The 24341-nt window shown below is 70.1% G+C and carries 22 protein-coding genes; 12 read left to right on the top strand and 10 right to left on the bottom strand.

The annotated features are described in order from the left end of the window. Positions 1-10 precede the first annotated feature (10 nt). Positions 11-160, bottom strand: a complete 150-nt coding sequence (locus JOF37_RS03275) for a hypothetical protein (protein WP_210005034.1) — start codon at positions 158-160, stop codon at positions 11-13. Positions 161-287: 127 nt separating this feature from the next. Between JOF37_RS03275 and JOF37_RS03270 the strand changes: the two genes are divergently transcribed. Both JOF37_RS03270 and JOF37_RS03265 read left to right on the top strand, forming a co-directional pair. Next, positions 288-1085 (top strand): alpha/beta fold hydrolase, encoded by a 798-nt coding sequence (locus JOF37_RS03270; RefSeq protein ID WP_210005032.1) that lies wholly within the window; start codon positions 288-290, stop codon positions 1083-1085. Further along, positions 1082-1753, top strand: a complete 672-nt coding sequence (locus tag JOF37_RS03265) for an esterase/lipase family protein (protein ID WP_210005030.1) — start codon at positions 1082-1084, stop codon at positions 1751-1753. Before JOF37_RS03270 ends, JOF37_RS03265 begins: the two co-directional genes overlap by 4 nt. An 82-nt stretch (positions 1754-1835) precedes the next feature. Here JOF37_RS03265 and glnA read toward each other — a convergent pair whose 3' ends face one another. Next, positions 1836-3260 carry a type I glutamate--ammonia ligase gene (gene glnA / locus JOF37_RS03260; RefSeq protein WP_023951345.1) on the bottom strand — a complete coding sequence of 475 codons (1425 nt, stop codon included), beginning with the start codon at positions 3258-3260 and terminating at the stop codon, positions 1836-1838. A 133-nt stretch (positions 3261-3393) separates the two neighbouring features. On the opposite strand from glnA, the gene JOF37_RS03255 reads away from it, so the two are divergent. Next, positions 3394-3828, top strand: coding sequence for an RDD family protein (locus JOF37_RS03255; protein WP_271174852.1), 435 nt, complete (start codon positions 3394-3396; stop codon positions 3826-3828). 28 nt (positions 3829-3856) lie between these two features. On the opposite strand, the gene JOF37_RS03250 is transcribed toward JOF37_RS03255, so the two are convergent. Then, a complete protein-coding gene (locus JOF37_RS03250) occupies positions 3857-4567 on the bottom strand; it encodes a DUF4191 domain-containing protein (RefSeq protein ID WP_210005028.1) in 711 nt (236 codons plus the stop codon). A gap of 120 nt (positions 4568-4687) precedes the next feature. Between JOF37_RS03250 and JOF37_RS03245 the strand changes: the two genes are divergently transcribed. Next, a complete protein-coding gene (locus JOF37_RS03245; RefSeq protein ID WP_210005026.1) occupies positions 4688-5986 on the top strand; it encodes a hypothetical protein in 1299 nt (432 codons plus the stop codon). Between the two features lie 15 nt (positions 5987-6001). On the opposite strand, the gene sucB is transcribed toward JOF37_RS03245, so the two are convergent. The 3 genes from sucB to JOF37_RS03230 all read right to left on the bottom strand — a co-directional run bounded on the left by sucB (position 6002) and on the right by JOF37_RS03230 (position 10645). Further along, the gene (gene sucB / locus JOF37_RS03240; protein ID WP_210005024.1) at positions 6002-7744 is read right to left on the bottom strand and encodes a 2-oxoglutarate dehydrogenase, E2 component, dihydrolipoamide succinyltransferase; all 1743 of its coding nucleotides are present in this window, start codon (positions 7742-7744) and stop codon (positions 6002-6004) included. Positions 7745-7808: 64 nt separating this feature from the next. Then, positions 7809-9179, bottom strand: coding sequence for a dihydrolipoyl dehydrogenase (gene lpdA, locus JOF37_RS03235; protein ID WP_210005022.1), 1371 nt, complete (start codon positions 9177-9179; stop codon positions 7809-7811). Further along, on the bottom strand, positions 9176-10645 hold the full coding sequence (locus JOF37_RS03230) for a leucyl aminopeptidase (protein ID WP_210005021.1): 1470 nt from the start codon (positions 10643-10645) through the stop codon (positions 9176-9178). The genes lpdA and JOF37_RS03230 overlap by 4 nt, the downstream gene beginning before the upstream one ends. Positions 10646-10737: 92 nt before the next feature. On the opposite strand from JOF37_RS03230, the gene JOF37_RS03225 reads away from it, so the two are divergent. The 5 genes from JOF37_RS03225 to JOF37_RS03205 all read left to right on the top strand — a co-directional run bounded on the left by JOF37_RS03225 (position 10738) and on the right by JOF37_RS03205 (position 16002). Beyond that, a complete protein-coding gene (locus JOF37_RS03225) occupies positions 10738-11664 on the top strand; it encodes a proteasome assembly chaperone family protein (RefSeq protein WP_210005020.1) in 927 nt (308 codons plus the stop codon). Positions 11665-11885: 221 nt separating this feature from the next. After that, positions 11886-13226, top strand: a complete 1341-nt coding sequence (locus JOF37_RS03220; protein ID WP_210005019.1) for an RNA polymerase sigma factor — start codon at positions 11886-11888, stop codon at positions 13224-13226. Then, the gene (locus tag JOF37_RS03215; RefSeq protein WP_210005018.1) at positions 13223-13921 is read left to right on the top strand and encodes a coenzyme F420-0:L-glutamate ligase; all 699 of its coding nucleotides are present in this window, start codon (positions 13223-13225) and stop codon (positions 13919-13921) included. Before JOF37_RS03220 ends, JOF37_RS03215 begins: the two co-directional genes overlap by 4 nt. A 1-nt stretch (position 13922) precedes the next feature. Beyond that, positions 13923-14945 (top strand): sugar-transfer associated ATP-grasp domain-containing protein, encoded by a 1023-nt coding sequence (locus JOF37_RS03210; protein WP_210005012.1) that lies wholly within the window; start codon positions 13923-13925, stop codon positions 14943-14945. A 49-nt stretch (positions 14946-14994) separates the two neighbouring features. After that, a complete protein-coding gene (locus JOF37_RS03205) occupies positions 14995-16002 on the top strand; it encodes a sugar-transfer associated ATP-grasp domain-containing protein (protein WP_210005009.1) in 1008 nt (335 codons plus the stop codon). Positions 16003-16074: 72 nt separating this feature from the next. Here JOF37_RS03205 and JOF37_RS03200 read toward each other — a convergent pair whose 3' ends face one another. Further along, the gene (locus JOF37_RS03200; protein ID WP_210005008.1) at positions 16075-16296 is read right to left on the bottom strand and encodes a DUF7455 domain-containing protein; all 222 of its coding nucleotides are present in this window, start codon (positions 16294-16296) and stop codon (positions 16075-16077) included. Between the two features lie 191 nt (positions 16297-16487). Between JOF37_RS03200 and JOF37_RS03195 the strand changes: the two genes are divergently transcribed. Further along, positions 16488-18557, top strand: coding sequence for a DNA gyrase/topoisomerase IV subunit B (locus JOF37_RS03195; protein WP_372445404.1), 2070 nt, complete (start codon positions 16488-16490; stop codon positions 18555-18557). Between the two features lie 36 nt (positions 18558-18593). On the opposite strand, the gene JOF37_RS03190 is transcribed toward JOF37_RS03195, so the two are convergent. Beyond that, complete coding sequence (locus tag JOF37_RS03190) at positions 18594-21053, bottom strand: DNA gyrase/topoisomerase IV subunit A (RefSeq protein ID WP_210005001.1); 2460 nt, start codon at positions 21051-21053, stop codon at positions 18594-18596. Positions 21054-21115: 62 nt separating this feature from the next. Here JOF37_RS03190 and JOF37_RS03185 point away from each other — a divergent pair, with 62 nt between their 5' ends. After that, positions 21116-22243, top strand: a complete 1128-nt coding sequence (locus tag JOF37_RS03185) for an alkaline phosphatase family protein (RefSeq protein ID WP_210004999.1) — start codon at positions 21116-21118, stop codon at positions 22241-22243. Positions 22244-22249: 6 nt separating this feature from the next. Here the strand turns inward: JOF37_RS03185 and sepH are convergent, their stop codons facing one another. Then, positions 22250-23284 (bottom strand): septation protein SepH, encoded by a 1035-nt coding sequence (gene sepH / locus JOF37_RS03180; RefSeq protein ID WP_210004998.1) that lies wholly within the window; start codon positions 23282-23284, stop codon positions 22250-22252. Between the two features lie 229 nt (positions 23285-23513). Between sepH and JOF37_RS03175 the strand changes: the two genes are divergently transcribed. Then, complete coding sequence (locus JOF37_RS03175) at positions 23514-23807, top strand: DUF4193 domain-containing protein (RefSeq protein WP_091499152.1); 294 nt, start codon at positions 23514-23516, stop codon at positions 23805-23807. Between the two features lie 60 nt (positions 23808-23867). Here the strand turns inward: JOF37_RS03175 and JOF37_RS03170 are convergent, their stop codons facing one another. Further along, positions 23868-24338, bottom strand: a complete 471-nt coding sequence (locus JOF37_RS03170) for a DUF3093 domain-containing protein (RefSeq protein WP_210004997.1) — start codon at positions 24336-24338, stop codon at positions 23868-23870. Positions 24339-24341: the final 3 nt, after the last annotated feature.

Genomic DNA, 24341 nt, shown 5'->3' with positions numbered 1-24341 from the left:
GCGCAGGTGATCAGTCGCGCTCGGGAATGTCCTCGGTGCGCGCGCGCTCGGCCTCGACCGGGTCGCCGGTGAGGTCGGGGACGATCGAGGTGTCCTCCCGATCGGTCTTCTGCGCGGCGGGATCGGCGATGGGCTGCTGGTCGTTCGATGCATCGGTCATGGTGTCAGTCCATCGCGGGCCGGCGGGTTCGTCACACCACTTGACACCCGATGCCGGCCCCGCACGGCCCTCGGCCGCGAAGTCAAGCGCGGTGCACCGGAAAGCCCGGGCGATCTAGGCTGACGCGGTGCCGACCCGAACTGCTGCCCCCCGACGTGCCGCCGCTGCGGGCGCGCTCCGGGAATGGACCATCGACGGGCTGCGGTTCCGAAGCTGGAGCAGCATCGCCGACCCCGGTGCGCCGACGTACGTCCTCATCCATGGCGTGGGGATGTCGCATCGTTCGTATGTGCACCTGCACCGCGAACTCGCCCCGACCGCGACCGTGCACAGCCTGGACCTTCCGGGGTTCGCGGGCCTCGCGGTGCCCCGCGACGACGTGACGGTGTCACGAATGGGCGACGCCCTCGCCGAGTTGATCCGAGAGCTGTGCCCGGCCCCCGCGATCCTCGTCGGGCACTCCATGGGTGTGCAGTGGGCCGTGGCGGCGGCGCTGCGGCATCCCGCATCCGCGCGAGCCGTCGTGCTCATCGGCCCCGTCGTGGACGACCGGCACCGCACCTTGCTCGCGCAGGCACGCGCGCTTGCGCTCGACGGGTTCCGCGAGCCGCCGCGCGTCAATGGGCGCGTGCTGCTGGACTACCTCCGCTCGGGGCTGCGCTGGTTCTTCCAGCAGGTGGGCCACATGCTGGCGTATCCGACCGAGCGGCGGGTCGAGGAGCTGAGGGTGCCCGTGCTGGTGGTGCGCGGATCGCGGGATCCGGTCGCCGGAGACGACTGGGCACATCGATTGGCCGGTCATGCGGCCGAGGGCGACGTCGTCGTCATCCCCGGATCGGCCCATCACGTCGAGCGCACCGCCGCTCGTGCCGTCGCGGGCGGCATCATGGCGTTCCTGGCACGGCGATCGGTGCGGCCGGCATGACACGGCACGTGATCCGGGACGCCGCCTGGTGGGTCGCGGACTACGCCTACGCGGTGACCTGGCAGGCGCGGGCGATGTTCTCGCGCACCGATCCCGGCGATTTCGGCAGCGGGGAGCGTACGCCGGTGGTGGTGCTGCCCGGCATCTACGAGACGTGGCGGTTCCTGCAACCGCTCATCACCGAGCTTCACGAGCGCGGTCACCCGGTGCACGTCATCGCGGCGCTGGGACGCAACCGGTGGCCCGTTCCCCGCGGCGCCCGCCACGTCGCCGCCTACCTGCGCGAGCACGACCTGCAGGACGTCGTGCTCGTCGCGCACAGCAAGGGCGGACTCATCGGCAAACAGGTGATGTCGGACCCCGCCACGGCGGAGCGCGTCCGAGGGATGGTCGCCATCGCGAGCCCGTTCGCCGGCTCGATCTACGGCCGGGTCATGCTGCTCCCGTCACTGCGGGCTTTCTCGCCGAACTCCGCCGTCATCCGGGCGCTCACGCGCGAACTCGCGCCGAATGCGCGCATCGTGTCGGTCTACGGCGAGTTCGACCCGCACATCCCGGGCGGCAGCGAACTGGCGGGGGCGCGTAACGTGCGACTCGAGACGGGAGGCCACTTCCGCGTGCTGGCCCATCCTCGGGTCGTGGCCGAGGTCGAGCGCCTCGCGACATGACCTCAGGTCCGGCCGACGAATGACGAACCCCGCCGCCCGGCTCCCGGAGGAGCGGACGGCGGGGTCGCGTACCCGCTGCGAGTCAGACGCCGAAGTAGAGCTCGTACTCGTAGGGGTGAGGACGGGCGTTGATCGGCTGGATCTCGTTCTCGATCTTGTACTCGATCCAGGTCTCGATCAGCTCGGGCGTGAAGACGCCGCCGGCCAGCAGGAACTCGTGGTCGTTGCGCAGCGCCTCGAGGGAGTCGAGCAGCGAGTTCGGCACCTGCGGGATGTTCTTGGCCTCCTCGGGCGGCAGCTCGTAGAGGTCCTTGTCGACGGGCTCGTGGGGCTCGATGCGGTTCTTGATGCCGTCGAGGCCCGCCATCATCTGAGCGGCGAAGGCGAGGTACGGGTTGCCCGAGGCGTCCGGCGCGCGGAACTCGATGCGCTTGGCCTTCGGGTTGGTGCCCGTGATCGGGATGCGGACGGCCGCGGAGCGGTTTCCGGCCGAGTAGACCAGGTTGACCGGGGCCTCGTAGCCCTTGACCAGACGCTTGTACGAGTTGAGCGTCGGGTTGGTGAAGGCGAGGACCGCAGGAGCGTGCTTGAGCAGGCCGCCGATGTACCAGCGCGCGATGTCGGAGAGTCCGCCGTAGCCCTTCTCGTCGTAGAAGAGGGGCTCGCCGTTCAGCCACAGCGACTGGTGGGTGTGCATACCCGAGCCGTTGTCGCCGAAGAGGGGCTTGGGCATGAAGGTCGCGACCTTGCCCCACATCTCGGCGGTGTTCTTGACGATGTACTTGAACTTCAGGATGTCGTCCGCCGAGTGCACCATGGTGTCGAAGCGGTAGTTGATCTCCTGCTGACCACCCGTGCCGACCTCGTGGTGGGCGCGCTCGAGCACGAGGCCCGACTCGATGAGCTTCAGCGAGATGTCGTCGCGCAGGTCGGCAGTCTTGTCGACCGGCGAGACGGGGAAGTAACCGCCCTTGTAGGCAGTCTTGTTGGCGAGGTTGCCGCCCTCTTCGACGCGGCCCGTGTTCCAGGCGCCCTCTTCGGAGTCGACGGAGTAGAAGCTCGAGTTCTGCTTCACCTCGTAGCGGACGTCGTCGAAGATGTAGAACTCCGCCTCGGGGGCGAAGAACGCGGTGTCGGCGATGCCGGTCGAGGCGAGGTACTTCTCGGCCTTCTTGGCGACCTGGCGCGGGTCCTTCGCGTAGATCTCGCCGTTGCGCGGGTTGTAGATGTCGAAGATCATGATCAGCGTCTTCGCCTCGCGGAACGGGTCGACGTAGGCCGTCGAGACGTCCGGGATCAGCTGCATGTCGGACTCGTGGATGTTCGCGAAGCCGCGGATCGACGAGCCGTCGAAGAGCTGTCCGACCGTGAAGAACTCCTCGTCGACGGTCGAGGCCGGGATGTTGAAGTGCTGCTGCACGCCAGGAAGATCCGTGAAACGGATGTCGAGGAACTTGACGTCCTCGTCCTGGATGAACTTGAGCACCTCGGAAGAATCTTTGAACATGGAGTCTCCAAGATCGGGTGAGGAACAGCCCGGGATGATCCAGGCCTCTTCGAACCTATCGGCATCCAGTTGCCCGGCAGTATCTCCGGTGTTTCCGGGATGTTACGCCGGCGGCCCCGTTTAGGCTGGTCAGGTGCCCGACCACCTGCGCGAGAACACCTATCCCGGCGAGCGACTCGGACGCCCCGAACAGGGACCGGGCAGCGTAGGACGGCTCGGGCGGCGGATTGGAGCGCTTGCCATCGACTACGCCGCCGCGACTCTGCTGGCGACGGCGTTCCTGGGCTTCAATCAGTTCGCATTGCCGGGCGAAGCGGGCGTGACGCAGTTCGCGCCGATCACCGTGTTCGCCGTGCTCCAGGTGGTCTTCATCCCGCTCATCGGCGGCAGCCCGGGTCACCGTATCGTCGGCCTGCGCCTCGAACTGCTGCACGGCGGGTGGACGGGCCTGTGGCGGCCGATCGTCCGCACGCTGCTGCTGGTTCTCGTGCTGCCGGCGGTCGTCTTCGATGCCGACCAGCGCGGACTGCACGATAAGGCTGCCGGCACGATCCTCGTCCGCGCCTAGGGGCGGACGAGGCCGGCGGAGCGCCGGCTCAACGCGGGCGCTGAGCGCGAGCCTTCATCGGGTCCACGCCCTTCGGGATCGGCAGCGAGGTGACCGACTGCGAGACCGAGTCGATGCGCTTGATGACGGCCGACATGGTGGTGCGGTCGATCGCCTTCGGGAAGGCCTTGATGGTGGGCGCGAGCTTGGCGATCGGCACATCGCCCTCGCCGTGACCGACGTAGAGGACGTGGACGGGCACACCCGACGCGACGCGCTTCACCTTCGCGCGCTCGTCGTTGATCAGACGGGTGAGGCGGCCGCGCGCGCCCTCGCCGATGATGACGACGCCGCCGCGACCGACGGCTCGGTAGACCGCTTCCTGCGTCTTCGGGTTGACGCCCACGGGCATCTCCGAAGCCTGCCACTTGCGCCCGAGGTTCGTCGAGATGATGTGGCCCGTCGCGCCCGGCATGCCGTCGATGCGCTTGTACATCGCACGCGTCGCGAGGCGGGTCATCGTGATCATGGCGGCGAGGATGCCGAACAGCAGGCCCGTGAAACCCCACAGGATGATGCTCCAGATCGCGGCGGGCGGGATCAAGAAGCCGACCAGCACGCCGAGCCCGACGCCGGCGAGCACGATCGCCGCGAGAACCCATGGCAGCCAGCTGTAGTACTCCTTCGTGAAGGTGAAGAGGGAGCGGAGCTGGGAGAAGAATCCGGGTCGCTTCTCGGGTGCGGTGCTGCGGGACGACATGCTCACAGCCTACCTTTCCGACCGGCCGCTCACGCCTGCACACGGCTCGCGTGACCGCGGTTGTCCACACCTCTCACGCGGCACGGCGCGGCGTCGGGCCGGCAGCCGCACACTCGGAGGATGACCCGAGCATCGGACTGTTCCCCGCCGGCCCTGCGCCGTGTCCGTCCGCCCGAGGCGCCCGTCGAGGGCGAGCTGTTCGAAAGCGGCGGCGAGGTCCGATACCGCGTCGCAGCCGACGACGCGTCATCGGCACTGTGGGAGGCCGAGGCAGGTGGTCACCTCCTCGCAGCGGTGGACCTCGACCGGGTGGACGGCGTGACGATGCTGGTGCTGCCGCGGCTCATCGGCCGCGTGCGGGTCGGCGACAGCACCGATGCGCCGACACCGGGTCAGGCGGTCACGTTGGCCGTGAGCGTCCTGCGCGGTGCGCGAGCGGCCGGGACGGCGGAGTGGGACGCGGGGGAATGGTGGCTCGCCGACGACGGGCGGCCCGTTCTCGTCCCGGTCGGGACGACTCCAGCGATCGACGCGAGCATTCGCCTGCTCGATGCCATCCCCGCGAGCGCCCTCGACACCGCCATCGTGGAGCGGGCGATCGGAGCGCTTCGCGAGGGTGATCCGGCGGAGCTCTCCGCGGTCGAGGACGCACTCTTCGCGACGGCCATTCCCGAGCCGCTCGGCGAAAGGCTCCTGAAGTCGGGTGCTGGAGACGGGATGCCGTCGCCCGCGTCAGTGGCATCCCGTCGGACTCCGAGCGGTGAGGCGATCCGCCCCGTGGTCGCGCGTCTGGTCGATGCTGACCTGGCGGAGCGGATCTCGGGCGCCTGGGCCGTCGTGCGAGCGACGCTTGCGCGACCGCGTGTACCGCCCAAGACCGAGGATGCGCCACCGGCTGCTCGAGGACGGATGATCCTCGTCGCCGGTGTCGTCGCCACGGTGATTCTGGCGCTCGGTCTGCTCTGGCCGCAGTCGGATGCGACCGAGGCGTCGACAGCTCCCACCTCGCGCGAGGCGGTCGATGGTGCGGCGACACCGTCGCCGTCCGACAGTGAGCAGTCGGACGGACGCGGCGCGTCGGTCGGAACGCCGCCCACGGACGACGCGAGCCCGCCCCCCGATCAGATCGATCGAGGCTCGGCGGCCGCCGCGACTGTCGATGCTGTCGCGGCGTGCTGGCGAGCCGGCGACGCCGCGTGCCGGGCGGAGCTGCTGGAGCGACCGGATGCCGCGGTGCCCGAGGGGATCGCAACGGCGGACGCCCGACGCGAGGTCGTGCTGCTCGACGAGCTCGGCGGCGTGGAAGTGGTGCGAGTCGACGATCCGACGGGGGAGCGACGGTCGCAGATCGTGGTCCTGGTCGTCCGCGACGACAAACGGCTGGTCCGCGACGTGTATGACGTCGCGGACCAGCCGTGATGAGGCGTCAGCCGATCAGATGCCGAGGTTGCCCTCGAACTGCGCACCCTCGAGGCGGGCCTTCATGGCGCTGAGGAAGCGCGCCGCGTCGGCTCCGTCGATCGTGCGGTGGTCGTACGACAGCGCGAGGTACACGTACGAGCGGACGGAGATCGCGTCCTTCCCGTCCACCGTCACGACGCCGGGGCGCTTGTAGACGATGCCGGTGCCGAGGATCGCGGACTGGGGCAGGAACACGACCGGGGTGTCGAACAGCGCGCCGCGCGAACCCGTGTTGGTGATCGTGAACGTGCCGCCGGCCAGCTCGTCGGGCTTCAGCTTGTTGTCGCGCGTGCGCGCGGCGAGGTCGGCGATGTCCTGGGCGATCTGCGCCAGGTTTTTGGTGCCGGCATCGCGCAGGACGGGCGTCAGCAGGCCGCGCTCGGTGTCGACGGCGATCGAGATGTTCTCGGTCGCCGGGTAGACGATCTCCTCACCGTCGACGGTCGAGTTGACGATGGGGAAGGTCTGCAGCGCCTCGGCGGCGGCGAGAGCGAAGAAGGGCAGGAACGACAGCTTCGCGCCGCTCTTCTCGTTGAACTCGACCTTCACCTTGTCGCGGAACGCCGACAGCTTGGTCACGTCGACCTCGACCACGGTGGTCAGCTGAGCGGTCTGCTGCATCGACTCGACCGCGCGCTTGGCGAGGACCTTGCGCAGGCGGGACATCGGCGCGCGGGTGCCACGGAGCTCCGAGACCTCGACGGCTGCCGGCGCGGGCGCCGACTCGGCGGGTGCCGTGGCCGCGGGTGCAGACGATGCCGCTTCTGCGGCCTTGAGGACGTCCTCCTTGCGGATGCGTCCGCCGACGCCGGTGCCCGTGATCGACGCGAGGTCGACGCCCTGCTGCTGAGCGAGGCGACGGACGAGCGGGGTGACGTAGGTCACGCCGTCGTTTCCGGACTCGGCCGGCGCGGAAGCGGCGGGTGCCGGAGCCTGCTGCTGCGCGGGCGCGGCCTGCTGCGTGGGCGCGGCCTGCTGCGCGGGGGCGGGCGCCTCCTGCTGCGCGGGGGCGGGCGCCTCCTGCTGCGGGGTCGGAGCCTCGGCGGCGGGTGCCGGCTCGGCGGGGGCGGCGGCCGGCGCGGGCGCGCCCGAACCGATGCGCGCGAGTGCCGATCCGACCTCGACGGTCTCGTCCTCCTGGACGAGGATCTCGACGAGCGTGCCGGCGAACGGCGCAGGGATCTCGGTGTCGACCTTGTCGGTGGAGATCTCGAGCAGCGGCTCGTCCACAGCGACGTCGTCGCCGACCTGCTTGAGCCAGCGCGTCACGGTGCCCTCGGTCACGCTCTCGCCCAGCTCGGGCAGCACGACGTCCTTGGCGTCGCCCGAAGCGGCGGGAGCGGCCGGTGCCTGCTCCTGCGGAGCGGCCGGTGCCTGCTCCTGCGGAGCGGCCTCGGCGGCGGGGGCTTCCTGCGCGGGGGCGGCGGGCTCCTCGGCCGGGGCCTGCTCGGTGGGGCTGTCGCTGGCGGGGGTGCCGGATCCGTCGCCGATCTTGGCGAGGACGGCGCCGACCTCGACGGTCTCGTCCTCCTGCACGAGGATCTCTTCGATGACGCCGCTCACAGGCGACGGGATCTCGGTGTCCACCTTGTCGGTGGAGATCTCCAGCAGGCCCTCGTCCTCCTGGATGGTGTCACCGACCTTCTTGAGCCAGCGGGTGACCGTTCCCTCGGTGACGCTCTCTCCGAGCGCGGGGAGGACCACGGAAGTGCTCATGAATCTGTCTCCTTCAAGAAATGCCGATGTCCGTCTAGCTTACTGATCCGCATCGGCCGACCGGTCAGAGCGCGTGCAGCGGTTTGCCCGCCAGCGCCAGGAATGCTTCTCCGAGAGCCTCGCTCTGCGTCGGATGGGCGTGGATGAATGGTGCGATGTCCTCGGGGTGGGCTTCCCAACCCACGACGAGCTGGCCCTCGGTGATCAATTCGCCGACGCGGTCGCCGATCAGGTGCACCCCGACGACCGGACCGTCCAGACGGCGGACGACCTTCACGAGACCCGCGGTTCCGAGGATCTCGCTCTTGCCGTTGCCGGCCAAGTTGTATTCGCGCACGACGATCGCCTCGCCGTGCGCCGCGCGTGCCTGATCCTCTGTCAGCCCGACCGAGGCGACCTCGGGGCTGCTGTAGGTGACACGGGGCACGAGGCTGTCGGGCACGATCGTCGGGCGCAGCCCGGCGATCTCCTCCGCGACGAAGATGCCCTGCTGGAAGCTGCGGTGGGCCAGCTGCAGGCCGGGCACGATGTCGCCCACCGCCCACACACCCGGGCGCGTCGTGCGCAGGCGCTCGTCGACGCGGACGAACCCGCGATCGAGCTCGATCCCGGCCTCCTCGAGACCGAGACCCGCCGTGACGGGCCCGCGTCCGACGGCGACCAGGAGGACGTCGGCATCGAGCGTCGATCCGTCCTCGAGCGAGATGGTCACGCCCGATCCGGTCGACTCGGCGCCGGCGAAGCGGACCCCGGTGCGCGCGACGATGCCGCGCTTGCGGAAGGCGCGTTCGAGAGCCTTGCTGAGGGCCGGGTCCTCGCCGGGCAGAAGCCGGTCGAGCGCCTCGATGATCGTGACCTCTGCGCCGAACGAGCGCCAGATGCTGGCGAACTCGACGCCGATGACGCCGCCGCCGAGGATGACCGCGCGGCGGGGGACATCGGGCAGGGCCAGGGCCTGTTCACTCGTCAGGATGCGGTCATCGACCTCGAGACCCGGGATCATCCGACTCGTCGACCCGGTGGCCAGGACGACGTTCGTGCCGCGGTAGCGGTCGTCGCCCACGGCCACCGCGCCGTCGTCGAGCAGGCGGCCCGCGCCCCGCACCACGGTGATCTTGCGCGCGGCGATCAGGCCCTCGAGGCCCTTGTGCTTCTTCGCGACGATGCCCTCGCGGTAGGCGTGGACGGCTGCGACGTCGATGCCGTCGAACGAAGCGCGGACGCCGACGTGCTCCGAGGAACGGATGCTGTCGGCCACCTCGGCCGAGTGCAGCAGCGCCTTCGTCGGGATGCACCCGCGGTGAAGGCAGGTGCCGCCGAGCTTGTCCTTCTCGATGAGGGCGACGGACGATCCGAGTTCGGCGGCGCGCAGTGCGGCGGCGTATCCACCGCTGCCTCCGCCGAGGATGACGAGGTCGAACGAGTGATCGGTCATCGCGCACTCCCGCGAAGGAATTCGATGAGGGAACGCACCGTGGCAGCGGTCGGCCCCTTGTCGGTCGCGCCGAAGGGGGTCTTCGTCGTGCCCGATCCGGCGATGTCGAGGTGCACCCAGGGGATGCGCGGAGCGTCGGCGGCCTCACCGGTCCGCCCGACGAAGCGCCGCAGGAAGAGACCCGCGAACAGCGAGCCGCCGGCTGGATCGCCGATCTTCGCGTTCTGCAGGTCGGCGATGGGGGAGTCGAGCTCCTCCTCCATGTGCGCGGGCAGCGGCAGGTGCCACGCGGCCTCGCCCACGCGCTCGGCGGCGGCCAGGTACTCGGTCACGGCGTCGTCGTCGCCCATGACGCCGGTGTGGCGGTTGCCGAGGGCGACGATGATGGCGCCGGTCAGGGTCGCGACGTCGACGATGGTGTCGGGCTGCGTGCGACTCGCGGCGACCAGCCCGTCGGCCAGCACCAGGCGCCCCTCGGCATCGGTGTTGAGCACCTCGACCGTGGTGCCGTCGAGCATGCGCAGGACGTCGCCCGGGCGGGTGGCGCGTCCCGACGGCATGTTGTCGGCCACGCAGAGCCAAGCCGACACGCGGACGGGCAGTCGCAGCGCGGCGGCGGCCTGCACGACACCGAGCACGGTGGCCGCGCCGGCCATGTCGTACTTCATCCCGACCATGCTGGCCGGCGGCTTGAGCGAGAGGCCACCGGTGTCGAAGGTGATGCCCTTGCCCACGAGGGCGACGTGGCGATCGGCTTCGGCGGGGGCGTAGTCGACCCGCACCACACGCGGCGGGCGGTCGGAGCCCTGTCCGACCCCCAGCACACCGCCGAAGCCCTGCGACTCGAGCGCGACCTCGTCGAGGATTTCGACCTCGACCGGCAGTCCGGCCACCGCATCGACGGCGCGTTCGGCGAGGTCGGCTGGAGAGAGCCACTCGGCGGGGATGCTGACGAGGTCCTTCACGAGCGCGATCGCCCGGCCCAGCGCGGCGACGGCGGCGACCTCGTCGGTGGTGGCAACGGCATCCGAGTGGATCGTCACGCGTTCGGCGCGCGGCTTGGGGGCCTCGCTCTTGTAGCCCGCGAAGCGGTAGCCGCCGATGACGGCGCCCTCGGCCAGCGCTCGCCACTCGTCGGCCGGCGCCAGCGGGGCCGCGACCGCGAGCGACGCGAAGCCCGTCGTCACGCGCACGGCCGCGCCGACCGCGTCTCGCAGGGCGTTCGCGTCGGGCTCGGACCCGGTGCCCACGACGATCACGGGAACAGCGGCGACCGCGGGCAGGAACACCCGGTGGACCGAGCCGCGCGCGCCGGTGAAGCCGACGGCCTGCAGCATCTCGCCGATGCCCGGCCAGGCGGCGGGGGCGGCCACGGCGTCTCCGAGGGGCGGGAGTGCCAGCACCAGGGCGTCGGCGTCGGACTCGGTGACGGGCGCGCTGCTGTGCGCGATCTCGGGGAACGGCATTCCTCCATCCTAGGTTCGCCGCTCGTGCGGCGTTCGCTGTCAGCGAGTCGTGGTCCGCGTCCGGCGGCGGAGCGGGCTCGTAGAGTTGGAGCATGCCGCTGTCCGGACCGCTCTACGCTCGTGCCGCCGGGTCTCCGCCCGTCCCGACGGGGCTTCCGCTCGTCATCGCGCTGACCGGATTCACGGATGCCGGTGGCGCCGTGTCACGCATCATCGAGTACTTCCGCAACGAGCTCGACCCGGCGACCGTCGTCGCCTTCGACAACGACGTCCTGTTCGACTACCGCGCGCGCCGCCCCGTGGTGACCTTCGACGAGGACCACCTGACGGACTACCGCGCCCCGCGCCTCGAGCTGGCCCTCGCGCACGACTCGCTCGGCCAGCCCTTCGTGCTGCTGTCGGGCTACGAGCCCGACTTCGCCTGGGAGGCCTTCGCCGAGACCGTCGTCGGTCTGGCCGAAGGGATGCAGGTGTCTTCGGCGACCTGGGTGCACGCGATCCCCATGCCGGTTCCGCACACGCGTCCGATCGGCACCACCGTCAGCGGCACTCGGAGCGAGCTCACGGCGGCGCATTCGGTCTGGCAGCCGCGGACGCAGATCCCCGCGACGGCCGGACACCTCCTCGAGATGCGGCTCGCCGAGGCGGACGCGCAGGTCGCGGGCTTCGCCCTGCTCGTGCCCCACTACCTCGGCGAGACCGAGTACCCGGCGGCGGCGATCGCGGGGCTCGACAGCCTGAGCGTCGCGACCGGGCTCGTCTTCGACAGCGACACGCTGCGAACCGAGAACCGCGAGTACCTCGACAAGGTCGCCGACCAGGTCACGGGCAGCGATGAGCTCACGACGATGATCCACACGCTGGAAGAGCGCTACGACTCGTACATGGCGGGCTCGGCGCTCGGCCAGCCCATCATCCATACGGGTGATCTTCCGAGCGCGGACGAGCTCGCGGCCGAGCTCGAGCGGTTCCTCGCCTCGCGCCCTCCCGGCGACGACGACAAGCGCGGTCTCGGCTGACGTCGCTGCGCGGTGACAGCTGCCGGGAATGCGGTGGTCCCCGTCGGCGTTCTCATAGCAATGAATGCTTGCGCAGGAAGAGCGCACGAGATATGAGACAATGAAGGACCTGACCCGTTGTCGATCCTGTGCACCTCGTTCGTTCGAGTCGTACGGGGACTTGACAAGGGTCTTACTAGTGTCCGAGAACCCGATGCATTCGCATCGGTGAGAGGCTAACCGTGACGTCAGGCACGAAGACCACACGCACCCGCGCGAGCGAGGACACCGAACTCGTCGACGAGGCGCCCGCTACGGGCGCGAAGAGCACCGCAGCCAAGGCGCCGGCCAAGAAGGCCCCGGCGACGAAGGCTGCCGCCAAGAAGGCCCCGGCCAAGAAGGCAGCCCCGGCGAAGGCCTCGAAGGCGAAGGCCGCCGAGGACGAGATGGACGAGGAGGGCGTCGACGAGGACGTCGAGCTCGACGCCGAGGATGTCGCTGACGACGACACCGCCGCCCCCGTCGCAGACGCCGCGAAGTCGGACGACGACGAGGAGGACGCCGAGCCGAAGAAGCAGGAGTTCACCGAGGCCCTGCCCACCGGTGCGATCGTCATCTCGACGAGCGACGAGGAAGACGTCCCCGTCTACTCGACGCAGATCACCGGCGCGACCGCCGACCCGGTCAAGGACTACCTCAAGCAGATCGGCAAGGTGCCGCTGCTGAACGCGGCCGAAGAGGTCGAGCTCGCGATGCGCATCGAGGCGGGTCTGTTCGCCGAAGAGAAGCTGTCGCACATGTCCGCCGCCGAGAAGTCGAGCCAGCTCGGTCTCGACCTGCAGTGGGTGGCCCGCGACGGCCAGCGCGCCAAGAGCCACCTCCTGGGCGCGAACCTTCGCCTCGTCGTCTCGCTCGCGAAGCGCTACACCGGTCGTGGCATGCAGTTCCTGGACCTCATTCAGGAGGGCAACCTCGGCCTCATCCGCGCCGTCGAGAAGTTCGACTACACCAAGGGCTTCAAGTTCTCGACCTACGCGACGTGGTGGATCCGCCAGGCGATCACGCGCGCCATGGCCGACCAGGCCCGTACGATCCGCATCCCGGTGCACATGGTCGAGGTCATCAACAAGCTCGCTCGCGTGCAGCGTCAGATGCTGCAGGACCTCGGTCGCGAACCCACGCCCGAGGAGCTCAGCCGCGAGCTCGACATGACCCCCGAGAAGGTCATCGAGGTCCAGAAGTACGGCCGCGAGCCCATCTCGCTGCACACGCCGCTCGGTGAGGACGGCGACAGCGAGTTCGGCGACCTCATCGAGGACACCGAGGCCGTCGTCCCGGCGGACGCCGTCGGCTTCACGATGCTGCAGCGCCAGCTGGAGTCGCTCCTCGATTCGCTCAGCGAGCGCGAGGCGGGCGTCATCCGCATGCGCTTCGGCCTCGGCGATGGCCAGCCGAAGACGCTCGACCAGATCGGCGACACCTTCGGTGTGACGCGTGAGCGCATCCGCCAGATCGAGTCGAAGACGATGGCGAAGCTGCGTCACCCCTCGCGGTCGCAGTCGCTGCGGGACTACCTCGAGTGACCGGGGCGGCCAACGAGGGAAAGGCGCTCGAGGTCGTCGTCGACGGTGCCTCGTACGCTCGGATCCCGATCCGAACGCGCGTCGTGATGCCGGGTGATGACCTGGATGCCGTCATCGACGAGTACGCGAAGCCGGTCGTGTCCGCGGGCGACATCCTGTTCGTCACCGAGAAGATCGTCGCGATCACGCAGGGACGCTCGTACACGCTGGACGAGATCCGGGTCCGACCGCTCGCGCGATTCCTGTCGAAGTACGTCACCCGCACGCCCTACGGCATCGGCCTCGGCATGCCCGAGACGATGGAGATGGCGCTGCGCGAGTGCGGCACGCCGCGCATCCTCTTCGCGGCCGCCGTCAGCGCCGTGACGAAGCTGTTCGGACGTCGCGGCGACTTCTACCGCATCGCCGGCGACAAGGCTCGCGCGATCGACGGTCCCACCTCGGGCACGATCCCGCCGTACAACAAGGCCGTCGTGCTCGGGCCGACCGATCCGGCCGGTGTCGCCGCGCGCACGAAGGCGCGCCTGGGCGGCGTCGCCGAGGTCGCGGTCGTCGACATCAACGACATCGGTGGGAACATCCTCGGGTCCACGCTCGACCGTGCCGGTGAGCAGCGTCTCGTGCGCATCCTGCGCGACAACCCGCTCGGTCAGGGCCACCAGTCCACGCCGCTCGGCGTCATCCGCGAGGCCTGACATGGGCGCTGTGAACCGGCTGTACCGTCGCGCCCGCTTCTTCGTCCGCCGGGTGGTGTCGTTCGACCGCGAGCGCGTCCTGCAGTTCGCCCGGCAGTCCGCCGCCCTCTCGAAGGCGCCGGTGTGGTGGGTCGCGCTCGACATGGCCTGGTGCGCCGTGCGCTACGAGACGACGTTCGAGAACTACTCGGAGTGGGACTTCCGGATCCTCAAGGCGCGCGAGCGCCGGACCTACATGACCGACCCGAAGTCGTTCCACCTCTCGCGTCGGCTCAACGACAACTCGGTGCGCGGCGTCTTCGACGACAAGCTGCAGTTCGCGCGTCGCTTCGGCGACGACCTCGGGCGTGCGTGGCTCGATGTGACCGCCTCCGACGAGGCGGCGCTGGCCGAGTTCCTCGGCGGGCGCGAGCGGGTCATCACCAAGAACCCCGGCGGTGTCGGGGGCAACGGCATCACGATGCGCGACGTCCGCGACATCCAGGACGTCGCGGCACTGCGCGCCGATCTGCTGGCCTCGGGCGAGACCCTCGTCGAAGAGGTGCTGGTGCAGCACCCCGAGATGGCCCGGCTGTACCCCGGCAGCGTCAACTCGCTGCGCGTCGTGACCTACCGCGACCCCGACGACGTCGTCCACGTCCTGGCCTCGGTGCTGAAGATCGGCAACGGGGGAGTCATCGACAACTTCTCCAACGGCGGCATGTACACGATGCTCGACGAGGCCGGTCGCGCGCTGCATCCCGCCAGCGACGAGGAGGGACGTCCCTTCGCGACCCACCCCATCACGGGCGTCGAGATCAGCGGCTACCAGGTTCCGCTGTACGGCGAGATCCTCGAGCTCGTGGATCGCCTCGCGCGACGCGTCCCCGAGATGCCGTACATCGGCTGGGACATCGCGATCACGCCGGAGCGTCCGGTCGTGATCGAGGGCAACCACAACACGGGCGTGTTCCAGTCCAAGCCGTCGGTGTCGGGCATCCGCCACGGGCTGCTCCCGCGCTATCGCGCGGCCATGCGGTTCTGACGCCGCCCGCCCGCAACCGAGACATCGACAACACGGGAGACAACGAGCTATGGGTCGATCACGCGTCCGGCTGGGCTACCTCCTCGACCGCGCCCGCAACGTCCGCGTCGGCAACCTGGTCGAGTTCGGGCGTCAGGTGCAGAAGGTCTCGAAGGCTCCGCTGCCGGTCATCATCGCCGACATGCTGTGGTGCTCGGTCAAGTACGACATGGGCTTCCGCGACTACGCGGTGTGGGACATCCGGCTGCTCAACGCCCGCGAGCGGGCGACCTGGATGACGCACCCGAAGTCGTTCCGCATCACGCGGATGCACAACACCCCCGAGGGACGCGCGAAGCTCGAGGACAAGCGCCGCTTCGCTCGCGAGTACGCCGACCTGCTCGGACGCGAGACCCTCGATCTGCGCGACGTCGACGACGCCGAGCTCGGCGCGTTCCTGGCACGCCACCCGAAGGTGCTCGCCAAGCCCCTGGACGGGCACGGCGGTGGCGGCATCACCTTGCACGAGAACGTGACGGATGCCGCCGCGTTCCGCGCCGAGGCGACGGCCGCCGGGCAGTCGATCGTCGACGAGTTCATCGTCCAGCACTCCGAGATGGCCTCGCTCTACCCCGACAGCGTCAACACCGTGCGGATGATCACGTTCCTCACGCCGGAAGGCGACGTCCGTCTGCTGGCCTGCGTGCTGCGCATCGGCAACGGCGACGTGATCGACAACTTCGCCTCGGGCGGCATGTTCACGATGCTCGACGAGCACGGGGTCGCGCTCTACCCCGGCGTGGACAAGAACTCGAACGTCTACCGCGAGCACCCGGTCACGGGCACGCCGATCGTCGGGTTCACCGTTCCACTGTTCGATCAGGTCCTCGCCCTCACCGAGGCGCTGGCCAAGCGCACGCCGGAGGCGCCCTACGTCGGCTGGGATCTCGCGATCACCCCGAACGGCCCCGTCGTGATCGAGGGGAACCACAACTCGAGCGTCTTCCAGCCCAAGCCGTCGGCGTCCGGCGTGCGTACCGGACTGCTGCCGGTGTATCAGGCGGCCGTCGGTTTCTGACTCCCGCGCGCGGCGCGAACGACAGAAGCCCCGAGCATCGAGCTCGGGGCTTCTGTCGTTCTCGCGCGGCGGTCAGCCGGCGGCGACGAGGCGCGCGGTCTCGTCGTGCCAGCTCGTGGCGACGGCGCGGAGCTTCTCTTCGTACTTGCGTCCGTGGTGGGCGCAGAAGAGCAGCTCGCTGCCGTTGACCTCGGCCGCGATGTAAGCCTGGGCGCCGCACGAATCGCAGCGATCGGCCGCGGTCAGACGGTGCTCGAGGACGGCGGTGGTCTCTGTGGTAGTCGACGTGGTCATGGGGGTGCCTCCTCGGTCGATCGGGTCGTGCAACTGAGTGCCTTCGATACAACCACGCGCAGCGGGGGGTATGCCCCATTTGACGCGCATTTCGCTCTGCGCGTACGCTCACCGCGCACCGCCGGCCGAGTGGGGCCGCCGAGCGTGTGTCCTCCATCCGGTGTCGGCGCCCCCGGATACGCTTGGAGATCGTGACTGCTGAGTATTCCGCCCATCATCTCCAGGTGCTCGAAGGCCTCGAGGCCGTCCGCAAGCGCCCGGGCATGTACATCGGCTCCACGGATTCCCGCGGTCTCATGCACTGCCTCTGGGAGATCATCGACAACTCCGTCGACGAGGCACTGGGCGGACACGGGTCGCGCATCGACATCGTCCTCCATGCCGATGGCAGCGTCGAGGTACGCGACCGCGCGCGCGGCATCCCCGTCGACGTCGAGCCCCGAACCGGGCTGACGGGCGTCGAAGTGGTCTTCACCAAGCTGCACGCCGGCGGCAAGTTCGGCGGCGGCTCGTACGCGGCATCGGGCGGTCTGCACGGTGTGGGCGCGTCGGTGGTCAACGCGCTGTCGGAGCGCCTCGACGTCGAGGTCGACCGGGCGGGGAAGACCTACGCGATGTCGTTCCATCGCGGTGAGCCCGGCCTGTTCGCCGGCGACACCCCCGACTCCGAGTTCACCCCGTTCGAGCGCTCGTCCGAGCTGCGCGTCGTTGGCAAGGCGCCGCGCGGCACGACGGGCACGCGCATTCGCTACTGGGCCGATCGGCAGATCTTCACGAAGGATGCCGCCTTCCACCTCGAGGAGCTCGAGCAGCGGGCACGGCAGACCGCCTTCCTCGTGCCGGGTCTCGAGATCGTCATCGTCGACGAGCGCGGCGAGGAACGGGTGGAGACGACCTACCGGTACGACGGCGGGATCTCGGAGTTCGCGGAGTTCCTGGCCCCGGACGCGCCCATCACCGACACTTGGCGCCTGACCGGCTCCGGCACCTTCTCGGAAACGGTGCCGGTGCTGCAGGCCAACGGCGCGATGGTGCCCACCGAGGTGGAGCGCTCGTGCGAGGTCGACATCGCGCTGCGGTGGGGCACCAGCTACGAGACCGTGACGCGCTCGTTCGTCAACATCATCGCGACGCCCAAGGGCGGCACGCACCAGCAGGGCTTCGAGCAGGGCCTGATGAAGATCATCCGCAGCCAGGTCGAGCAGAACGCGCGGCGTCTGAAGGTCGGGAACGACAAGCTCGAGAAGGACGACATCCTCGCCGGTCTGACCGCCGTGCTCACGGTGCGCCTGCCCGAGCCGCAGTTCGAGGGGCAGACCAAGGAGATCCTGGGCACGCCGGCCGTGCGGCAGATCGTCGCGAACGTGGTCAACCGCGAGATGGCCGCGCGCTTCGCCTCGCCCAAGCGCGACGACAAGGCGCAGACGGGTCAGCTGCTCGAGAAGGTCGTCTCGGAGATGAAGGCGCGCATCTCGGCGCGCACGCACAAGGAGACCCAGCGCCGCAAGACGGCTCTCGAGTCGTCGTCGCTGCCGGCGAAGCTGGCGGACTGCCGAACCAACGACGTCGCCGAGTCCGAGCTGTTCATCGTCGAGGGAGACTCGGCGCTCGGCACGGCCAAGCACGCGCGCAACAGCGAGTACCAGGCGCTGCTGCCCATCCGCGGCAAGATCCTCAACGTTCAGAAGGCCTCCGTCAGCGACATGCTCTCGAACGCGGAGTGCGCCGCGATCATCCAGGTGATCGGAGCAGGCTCGGGTCGGTCGTTCGACCTCAGCGCCGCGCGCTACGGCAAGGTGATCCTCATGAGCGACGCCGACGTCGACGGCGCGCACATCCGGACGCTGCTGCTCACGCTGTTCTTCCGCTACATGCGGCCGCTGATCGAAGAGGGTCGCGTCTTCGCCGCCGTGCCGCCGCTGCACCGCGTCGTCGTGGTCAACCCCGGTTCGAAGTCGAACGAGACGATCTACACCTATTCCGAGGCCGAGCTGCACGGCCTGCTCGCGAAGCTCCGGAAGTCGGGCCGGAAGTGGCAGGAGCCGATTCAGCGGTACAAGGGTCTCGGCGAGATGGACGCCGACCAGCTCGCGACCACGACGATGGATCGCGCCGGCCGGACCCTCCGCCGCGTGCGCGTCGAGGACGCCGACGCGGCCAACGCCGTGTTCGAACTGCTCATGGGCAACGAGGTCGCGCCACGACGGGACTTCATCGTCACCTCCAGCGACCGGCTCTCGCGCGAGGCGATCGACGCCTGACCCGTGCAGGGCCGACGCCCCGCGCGGGGCGGAGCGTCAGGCGACGACGGTGCCGATCGCGCCGATGACGCCCTCGAGCGGCTGGCCCGAGGCGTCGCGCTTCGCTCCGGCCTCGGGCAGCGTCCGGGTTGCGCCGTCGGGTCCGACCGCGCGCGGGGTGTCGCCGACCCAGGCGAGGGTGAGCGTGTCCTCGCCGCGCAGGAAGCGCTGCGCGCGGACGCCGCCGGTGGCACGACCCTTCGCGGGGAACTCAGCGAACGCCGACACCTTGCCGCTGCCGGCGTCGGCTCCCGAGAGCGACTGCGTCGAGCCGGCGATCGTCACCACGACCGTGTCCTCGGATGCCGCGACGGCCGTGAACGCGATGACGCGCTCTCCGTCGGCGACGCGTACGCCCGCCATGCCGCCGGCGGCGCGCCCCTGCGGCCGGACCGCCGTCGCGTCGAAGCGCAGCAGCTGCGCGTCGGAGGTGACGAAGACGAGCTCCGTGCCGTCGGGCGCGGGCGCTGCGCCCACGACCCGGTCGCCGGGCTTGAGCGCGATGATCTCGGCGTCGGGCTTTCCGGGGGCGAGCTCGGTGGCGCTCACGCGCTTGACGACGCCCTGCGCCGTGCCCAGCGCGATCGGCGGCTCGCCCGTCAGCGGGACGATCGCGACGACATGCTCCTGCGCGGCGAGCCCGAGGTACTGGTCGGCCTTCGTCCCGGCGGCGAGCTGGACGCTGTTGCCCGGAACCGAGGGCAGGTCGACGGGGGAGAAGCGCACGAGTCGTCCGGTGCTGGTGACGGCGCCGAGGTCACCGCGGACCGTCGCGTCGACGGCCGAGCGGATGGCGTCGTGCTTGCTGCGCCGTGCGGGGGGCACGATGCCGCTGCTGAGGAGGTCGTCGCCGAGTTCGGCGCGCACCATGCGGCCGGTGGCCGACAGGAACACGCGACACGGCGCGTCGGCGATCTGCAGGTCGGCGCCGGCCTTCTTCCCGGCCCGCGCCGTGACGGGGCCGCCGTTGAGCAGCAGCGTGCGGCGCGGCGTGCCGTAGGTGTCGGCAGCCGCTTCGAGTTCGCGCGCCACCTGGGCGCGCAGCAGGACGTCGCTCGCGAGCAGCTCTTCGAGGTGGGCGATCTCGGCCTTCAACTGGTCGCGTTCGGTCTCGAGCTCGATCCGGGAGAACTTCGTCAGGCGGCGCAACCGGAGCTCGAGGATGTACTCCGCCTGCGGCTGCGACAGGTCGAACACCTCGATCAGCCGTCCGCGCGCCTGCTCGCCGTCGTCGGAGGAGCGGATGACCTGGATGACCTCGTCGATGTCGAGGATCGCGATGAGCAGGCCCTCGACCAGGTGCAGGCGCTCCTGCTTGCGGGCCAGGCGGTACCGGCTGCGGCGCGTGACGACCTCGAGGCGGTGGTCGAGGTACACGCGCAGCAGATCCTTGAGGCCCAGGGTCTGCGGCTGCCCGTCGACGAGCGCGACGTTGTTGATGCCGAACGAGTCCTCGAGCGGGGTGAGCCGGTACAGCTGCTCGAGCACCGCGTTCGGGTCGAAGCCCGTCTTGATGGTGATCACCAGGCGCAGACCGTGGTTGCGGTCGGTGAAGTCCTGGACGTCCGAGATGCCGGTCAGCTTCTTGGCGTTGACGGCATCCTTGATCTTCTCGATGATCCGCTCGGGGCCGACCATGTAGGGGAGCTCGGTGACGACGAGCCCCGTGCGGCGCGGCCCCAGCGACTCGACCGACACCTTCGCGCGCGTGCGGAAGGTGCCGCGGCCGTTCGTATAGGCGTCCTTGATGCCGTCGAGACCGACGATGACGCCGCCGCCGGGCAGGTCGGGGCCAGGGACGAACTCCATGAGCTCATCGAGCGTCGCATCGGGGTTCTCGAGCAGGTGGACGGCGGCCGCGACGACCTCGATGAGGTTGTGCGGCGCCATGTTCGTCGCCATGCCGACGGCGATGCCGGTCGTGCCGTTGACCAGCAGGTTGGGGTAGGCGGCCGGCAGGACGGCGGGCTGCTGGAACTGCCCGTCGTAGTTCGGGATGAAGTCGACGACATCCTCGTCGAGGTTCTCGGTGAGGGCGAGGGCGGAGGGGGCGAGGCGCGCCTCGGTGTACCGCGCGGCGGCCGGGCCGTCGTCGAGAGAGCCGAAGTTGCCGTGCCCGTCCACGAGCGGCACCCGCAGCGCGAAGTCCTGCGCCAGACGCACGAGGGCGTCGTAGATGGCGGAGTCGCCGTGGGGATGCAGCTTCCCCATGACCTCGCCGACGACGCGGGCGCTCTTGACGTGCCCGCGGTCGGGTCGCAGACCCATGTCGGCCATCTGGAACAGGATCCGCCGCTGCACGGGCTTGAGGCCGTCGCGGGCGTCGGGGAGTGCGCGCGAATAGATGACCGAGTACGCGTACTCGAGGAACGATCCCTGCATCTCGGCCGAGAGGTCGACGTCCTCGATGCGCTCCGGCTGGTCGGGGACGGGGGATGCGGTGCGGGATGCGGCCATGGAGCTGTACGGACCTCGATCGGGGATTCGGGTGCGGACGCTCGTGTGCGAGACTGTCCGCGATGCCCTCCAGCCTACCGATCGACCCGCCGTCGGCCCGGAGCCTCACCGGTGTGCTGCCGCAGCTGATCGGGTCGCTCACCGGAGCCGCAGACTGGTTCGCGCCGGCGACGTCGGCGATCGTCATCGTCGCCGACGGACTGGGGCGCGGCAACCTCGCGATGCGGGCCGCCTACGCGCGCTTCCTCACCGAACGGATGAGCAAGCGGGATGCGGTGCGCACCGTGTTCCCCGCCACGACGGCGGTCGCGCTGACGAGCCTGTTCACCGGGACGATGCCCGGGCAGCACGGCATCCTCGGGTACCGCGTCCGCATCCCGGGCACGGACCTCGCCCCCAACCAGCTGACCGGGTGGGAGAGCGACGGGCTCGAGCCGCGCACGTGGCAGCGCGTCACCCCGATCTTCGAGCGCGAGGCAGCCACCGGACGGCCGTGCTTCGTGGTCAGCCGCCCGCAGTACGCCGACACCGGCTTCACGCGGGCGACCGTGCGCGGCGCGGAATTCATCGGTGCGAAGAGCATCGACGAGCGCCTCGCCCTCGCGGAGGCGCTGGCGGCGCAGCATCCGGGCGCGCTGATCTACGTCTACATCCCCGAGCTCGACGTCATCGGACACGCGGAGGGGTCGGAGAGCGACCGATGGTCGGCCGAACTCGAGACCCTCGACGCGACGCTTCGCCGGTGGGATCGTCAGCTGGGCACGGGCATCGGCGCCGTCCTCACCGCCGACCACGGCATGGTCGACGTCCCGGCGCACCGGCACGTCCTGCTGGGCGAGGACGACGCGCTCGTCGAGGGCGTCGAGATGATCGCGGGCGAACCGCGCATGCTGCACCTGTACGCCGAAGCGGGCGCCGCCGACGCCGTCGCGGCGCGTTGGCGTGACAGCGAGAGCGAGCGGTCGTGGGTGCTGTCGCGAGATGAAGCCATCGCGTCCGGCCTGTTCGGGCCGGTGGACCCGGAGGTCGCGCCGCGCATCGGCGACGTCCTCGTCGCGGCGCGCGCGGCGGTGGCGTACTACGACGACCGACTCGTCGACAAGAAGGCGCAGCGGATGGTCGGCCAGCACGGCTCGCTCACCGACCAGGAGCGCATCGTCCCGCTCGTGCGCCTGGGCGCCTTCGCCTGAGTGGCGTCAGGCGTCTTCGCTGCGGGCGCCGAAGACGATCTCGTCCCACGACGGCATCGAGGTGCGGCCGCCGCGTCGACGGGTCTCGGGCTGAGCCGACTCATCCGACGCCTCGGGCTTCGGATCGGGCTCGGGTGCCGGCTCGGGCTCCTGGTACCCCGGCTCGAGCGCGTCGAACAGGGCGACCGGGGTGCGCTCGCGGGTGTCGCTGCGCTCGTCGGTCGGCATCGGCTCACGCTGGCCGCGCCGGCGACGCAGCGCTTCGAGCAGGTCGGCCGTCTCGGACGAGGTGACCACGGGCTCGGGTGCGCGCTTGATGGCGGCATCCTGCGCCGCCGACCCGGCGCCACGCAGGCTCGTGGGCGACGCCGTCTCGGGGTCGGCCGGAGCCGAATGCCGAGGGCCGAACGCGCCGCTGTCGAAGCGCGACTCGTCCTTGGGCTGGGGGGTGTCGAGCGCACGCAGGCGGGGGATCAAGCCCTCGGGCAGCGAGCCCTGGCGGGACAACTGCGTCGCGTCGGAGTTCAGCGGCGACAGCGACGACCGCCGCGGGTCGAAGGACCAGCGCGCGTCGTGCTCGACCTCGCTCACGGTGAACTCGAGCTTGACGACCCAGCCGTCGGCCTCGCGCCAGCTCGTCCAGCGCTCACCCGTCGCGCCGGCCTCGCTCAGCTTGGTGCGCACCGCGGTGCCGAATGTCGGTTGAGCGTCGGGCTCGAGCTCACCGGCGATCAGCACCGGTACCGCGAGAGCCTGCCCGACGATGTGCTCGCGCTCGGCGATGATCGGGCGCTCGTAGCGGGTGACGTCCTCGACCCGGATGCCGAGGAGGTTCGCGACGTCGGCTGCGCTCATCCCGGCGCGGATGTGGGCCTGGATCTCGCGGGGGCTCGGGCGCGCCGCGCGGGGTTCGTCGGAGGGACGCGCCGTGCGCAGCTGAGCGCGCAGGGTCTCATCGACCGGCAGCGCGAAGCGCTCCCCGGACTCGGTGGCGAGGACGAGGATGCCCTCCTCGGTCCCGATGACCTTGAGCTGTTCCATGCGCAGAACCCTCCCAACGGATACGTGTGCCGTCATGGTGTCACAGCGTTCCGACGACAGCGGGAATATCGCGGGCGCGCCGTCCGTTTCGGGGGGCGAGCCGGCCCGTCGAGCCCGTTCGCGGAATCGTCTTCCGCGACGTTTTGCGAAAACTGCGCCGGTCATGCAAACTATCGCCGCCCCACTCGGCGCGGCAACCGGCAACACCTGGAAGTAGAGGCCTTTCGACATGGCTACGGATTACGACGCACCCCGCAAGACCGAGGACGACAGCGAGTCGATCGAGGCCCTCAAGGAGCGCGTCCCCGACAAGTCCTCGGGGTCGATCGACAACGAGGACGCCGACAACCCCTCGGGGTTCGAGCTCCCCGGCGCCGACCTGTCGGACCTCGAGTTGGACGTCGTCGTGCTGCCCCCGCAGGAGGACGAGTTCACCTGCATGGAGTGCTTCCTCGTGAAGCACCGCACGCAGATCGACCACGAGACGTCGGTCGGCGCGATCTGCACCGAGTGCGCCGCCTGACGACCACCGATCTCCCGGCCCTCGACGCTTCGGCGTCGGGGGCCGCAGTCGTATCGAGGGTCAGTCCCGCGCGCTCCGGATGACCGCTGCCACGCGTTCCGGCGTGCGCGATGAGAACACCCAGTGACTCACCGGGTCGTCGGCGTCGCGGACCTCGACGCGGACGACGCCGTCGATGCCCCCGCGCAGCAGGTGCCACGATGACGGCGACAGCCCGGGGCCACGTGCGTGCCGGGCGTCGTCGCCGATCAGCGTCTCGACGTCGCCGAGGTACGCGAGCTCGATGCGGGCGCGGCCCACGCGCAGCCACCCGTTCGTGACGGTCACGACGGGGGAGAGCAGGATGAGCGCGGCGACGACGGCCGCCCCGACGACGATGCCCGCGACGAGGCCGACGACGGAATCGAGCGGCGCGAGCACGAGCGCCACCATGGGCCCGCAGACGGCGGCGCTGACGAGCACCCACAGCGACGGGCTCAGCCGCTCGCGGTAGCCGGCGTCGGGCAAGGTGGCGGGGGCAGAACTGTGCATTAG

It is taken from the genome of Microbacterium imperiale (assembly GCF_017876655.1).
In the GTDB taxonomy this organism is placed as follows: Bacteria; Actinomycetota; Actinomycetes; order Actinomycetales; family Microbacteriaceae; genus Microbacterium; species Microbacterium imperiale.
Note: the sequence above shows the minus strand (reverse complement) of the source record. Positions and strands in the feature narration are given on the sequence as shown.

Excerpts from the sequence above, each read along its gene's own strand:
- JOF37_RS03190 (WP_210005001.1), bottom strand. The coding sequence starts at position 21,053 with ATGGCCGCATCCCGCACCGCATCCCCCGTCCCCGACCAGCCGGAGCGC.
- JOF37_RS03185 (WP_210004999.1), top strand. The coding sequence starts at position 21,116 with ATGCCCTCCAGCCTACCGATCGACCCGCCGTCGGCCCGGAGCCTCACC.
- JOF37_RS03200 (WP_210005008.1), bottom strand. The coding sequence starts at position 16,296 with ATGACCACGTCGACTACCACAGAGACCACCGCCGTCCTCGAGCACCGT.
- JOF37_RS03175 (WP_091499152.1), top strand. The coding sequence starts at position 23,514 with ATGGCTACGGATTACGACGCACCCCGCAAGACCGAGGACGACAGCGAG.
- sepH (WP_210004998.1), bottom strand. The coding sequence starts at position 23,284 with ATGGAACAGCTCAAGGTCATCGGGACCGAGGAGGGCATCCTCGTCCTC.
- JOF37_RS03170 (WP_210004997.1), bottom strand. The coding sequence starts at position 24,338 with ATGCACAGTTCTGCCCCCGCCACCTTGCCCGACGCCGGCTACCGCGAG.
- JOF37_RS03245 (WP_210005026.1), top strand. The coding sequence starts at position 4,688 with ATGACCCGAGCATCGGACTGTTCCCCGCCGGCCCTGCGCCGTGTCCGT.
- lpdA (WP_210005022.1), bottom strand. The coding sequence starts at position 9,179 with ATGACCGATCACTCGTTCGACCTCGTCATCCTCGGCGGAGGCAGCGGT.
- JOF37_RS03225 (WP_210005020.1), top strand. The coding sequence starts at position 10,738 with ATGCCGCTGTCCGGACCGCTCTACGCTCGTGCCGCCGGGTCTCCGCCC.
- JOF37_RS03265 (WP_210005030.1), top strand. The coding sequence starts at position 1,082 with ATGACACGGCACGTGATCCGGGACGCCGCCTGGTGGGTCGCGGACTAC.
- JOF37_RS03275 (WP_210005034.1), bottom strand. The coding sequence starts at position 160 with ATGACCGATGCATCGAACGACCAGCAGCCCATCGCCGATCCCGCCGCG.
- JOF37_RS03205 (WP_210005009.1), top strand. The coding sequence starts at position 14,995 with ATGGGTCGATCACGCGTCCGGCTGGGCTACCTCCTCGACCGCGCCCGC.
- sucB (WP_210005024.1), bottom strand. The coding sequence starts at position 7,744 with ATGAGCACTTCCGTGGTCCTCCCCGCGCTCGGAGAGAGCGTCACCGAG.
- JOF37_RS03250 (WP_210005028.1), bottom strand. The coding sequence starts at position 4,567 with ATGTCGTCCCGCAGCACCGCACCCGAGAAGCGACCCGGATTCTTCTCC.
- glnA (WP_023951345.1), bottom strand. The coding sequence starts at position 3,260 with ATGTTCAAAGATTCTTCCGAGGTGCTCAAGTTCATCCAGGACGAGGAC.
- JOF37_RS03230 (WP_210005021.1), bottom strand. The coding sequence starts at position 10,645 with ATGCCGTTCCCCGAGATCGCGCACAGCAGCGCGCCCGTCACCGAGTCC.
- JOF37_RS03210 (WP_210005012.1), top strand. The coding sequence starts at position 13,923 with ATGGGCGCTGTGAACCGGCTGTACCGTCGCGCCCGCTTCTTCGTCCGC.